Source organism: Accumulibacter sp. (assembly GCF_023806625.1).
In the GTDB taxonomy this organism is placed as follows: Bacteria; Pseudomonadota; Gammaproteobacteria; order Burkholderiales; family Rhodocyclaceae; genus Accumulibacter.
Map to the genome: position 1 here is coordinate 1 of NZ_JAMTDX010000084.1, position 2,711 is coordinate 2,711.

At 67.4% G+C, this 2,711-nt stretch carries 3 protein-coding genes; 1 reads left to right on the plus strand and 2 read right to left on the minus strand.

What is annotated here, in order from left to right; translation table 11 throughout:
- Positions 1-26 precede the first annotated feature (26 nt).
- Complete coding sequence (locus tag NFW05_RS14095) at positions 27-431, minus strand: tetratricopeptide repeat protein (RefSeq protein WP_295308118.1); 405 nt, start codon at positions 429-431, stop codon at positions 27-29.
- A gap of 532 nt (positions 432-963) precedes the next feature.
- On the opposite strand from NFW05_RS14095, the gene NFW05_RS14100 reads away from it, so the two are divergent.
- Positions 964-1,731, plus strand: a complete 768-nt coding sequence (locus tag NFW05_RS14100) for a PEP-CTERM sorting domain-containing protein (RefSeq protein ID WP_295308127.1) — start codon at positions 964-966, stop codon at positions 1,729-1,731.
- 147 nt (positions 1,732-1,878) lie between these two features.
- Here NFW05_RS14100 and ispH read toward each other — a convergent pair.
- Positions 1,879-2,711: 4-hydroxy-3-methylbut-2-enyl diphosphate reductase (ispH, locus tag NFW05_RS14105; protein ID WP_295308130.1), on the minus strand; the 833-nt coding region annotated here is incomplete at its 5' end.

A 2,711-nucleotide genomic window follows, 5' to 3' on the forward strand; every position in this document is an offset into this window, starting at 1 on the left:
CGGTCACGCTTTTCGTGAAACGGCGGTCACGCATTTGTGAAATCGCGGTCACGATCACGCGAAATACGCATCAGGGCGTTGCCGAGCAGATAGTGGGAGTCGGCATACTCCGGTCTCAGCTGAATGGCCTGGCGGTAGCTGGCCATCGCCTCGTCCAGCCGGCCCTGGCATTGCAGGGCCACGGCAAGGGTGTGGTGGGCAAGCGCCTGGTTCGGGGCGAGCAGCAGAGCACGCCTGGAACTCGCCTCGGCCTCGGCGTAAAGGCCGAGACGTCGCTGGGTGGAACTCAGCTTGACCCAGGCCTCCACGTCCGTCGGGTCCGACCGGCAGACGCCGGCATAGATCGCCCGCGCCTCTTCCGTGCGGTCATTCAGGGCCAGCCGGTCGGCCTGGGCCTTCCTGCCCTGGGTCAGGATGTTCTTCTTCGCCACGCGCTTGGTTACGGATTCGTCGAGCGGAGATTGTACGCCAAGAAGGCACGACGACGGCCCGAAGGCCGCCGCCCCTTTGTCGCACGGACGCGTTACGCAGCCTTGCGGCGCGGGAAGCCCAGACCGGCCAAGCTCAGGCCCAGCGCGGCCAGGGGGGCGGGCTCAGGGAGGTTCGGCGGGCGCGAAGCCGTCCAGGCAGGCGTCGCCGGCATGGCCGCCATCGGGTCAGCCGGAGCACGGCAGGGGCAGGGTCAGGGCATGGCCGACGGTGCCGCGGCGGCGAGCCAAGGCGAAGCACGCGGCCGCTCCGGCAAGGGCTGCGTGCCTCTCCGGTCGCCGGCCACCTGGCGGAAAGAGTGTCGGATTCCTTTACACCGGGCGGCCCGGGACGACCCGATCTTCTCCCAAGTTTCTGATTATAAGCCGTTGACTAAATCTGGCACGCCGCTTGCTACATGTTAAGCGCGCCAGCCGCTAACGAGTCTGGCGAGCCATCCAGGCAAACCCTCAAATACTTCTGATGGAGATCACAATGAAAAAAACTGCACTGTTCCTGGCCATCTCCGCCCTGGCCAGCGCCCCGGCCTTCGCCAACACGTTCGTCAATGGCGGCTTCGAAGCCGGTGACCTGAGCGGCTGGACCGGTGGTGGAGGCTCTTGGTTTGGCAGCCCAATCGCCCCCGTTTCTCCGAGCACCTACGCCGGCGGGACGCCGAACAATACCGTCGTTTCGCCTGGTCTGGATCCGCTGACCGGTCTCCCCCAGGTGTACGCCGGAGCCTATGCGGCTCGCGTCAACGACCGGGTCAACAACTACTCGGTGTCGACGCTCACCCAGTCAGTGACGAACTACACGGACAACAACATCTATTTCGCGTGGCAGGCCGTTCTGCAAGCGTCGCACGATCTGTACGACTCGGACTACTTTTCGCTGACCCTGCACGACGATACCGACAATGTTGACGTAGTCAGCCGCGCCTACAGCTCGGCCGGGTCGATCGGTTCCGGTACCGGCTCCGCCGTGTGGACGTCGCCCAAGAACAATAATTGGTTCACCGCCGGATGGGTTGTCGAAGCGATCGACCTCACGACCGCCGGTGCGGGTGGCACTTCGATCGTCGGCCACGACTTCACGCTGACCCTGCTGGGTTCGGACTGCCCGTACGGCGGCCATGCCGGTTATGTGTACCTCGACGGCTTCGGCTCTACGATTCCGCAGGCGCCCGAGCCGGCGAGCCTCGCGCTGCTGAGCCTCGGCCTGCTCGGTCTCGGCGCGGCGCGCCGTCGTCGCGCAGCCTGATCCGGCTGATCGGCTGCTCCGGAAAACGGCGACCCGACGGGTCGCCGTTTTTCTATTTGCGACACCCGAGTCGCCGGTCTGCCGTGCCGAGACCGGGCCAGGCCGACTGCAGGCCATCGCCGTGGGCAGCCGGCGTGAAGCTGGCCTTCAGGTGGCCGTCGGGGTCGGCAGCTGGAGTTCGCGCGGCAGCGCGAAGGTGACGTTCTCCGCGGCGCCGGCGAGCGCCTCGACGCTGGCGTCGTCGCCGCCAGAGAGGTGCTCGACGACCTGGCCGACGAGCACTTCGGGAGCCGAGGCGCCGGCGGTCACCCCGATGCGCGACACTCCGTCGAGCCACGCGGCATCGACCTGCCCGGCGTCGTCGACGAGATAGGCACGGGCGCCGGCGAGTTCGGCAACTTCGCGCAGCCGGTTCGAGTTCGAACTCGTCGGGCTGCCGACGACGACGACGACTTCGCTCGCCCGGGCGAGCTGCCGGACGGCGTCCTGCCGGTTCTGCGTCGCGTAGCAGATGTCGTCCTTCTTCGGCCCGACGATCTTGGGGAAGCGTTCCTTCAGCGCGGCGACGATCTGCGCCGCGTCGTCGACCGAGAGCGTCGTCTGGGTGACGTAGGCCAGCCGTTCGGGCGTCGCGACGCGCAGCGCGCGCGCGTCGGCGACCGTTTCGACGAGGTACATGCCGTCGTCGCTCTGGCCCATCGTGCCTTCGACCTCGGGGTGTCCGCGATGGCCGATCATGACCATCTCGCGGCCCTCGCGGCGCATCCGCGCGACTTCGAGATGGACCTTGGTGACCAGCGGGCAGGTCGCGTCGAAGACCTTCAGGCCGAGTGCCGCGGCTTCGTCGCGTACCGCCTGCGAGACGCCGTGGGCGCTGAAGACGACGGTGCTGCCGGCAGGGATGTCGGCGAGCTGGTCGACGAACACGGCGCCCTTGGCGCGCAGGTCGTCGCAGACGAAGCGGTTGTGCACGACCTCGT

Coding starts and splice junctions, on each gene's coding strand:
- NFW05_RS14100 (WP_295308127.1), top strand. CDS start 964: ATGAAAAAAACTGCACTGTTCCTGGCCATCTCCGCCCTGGCCAGCGCC.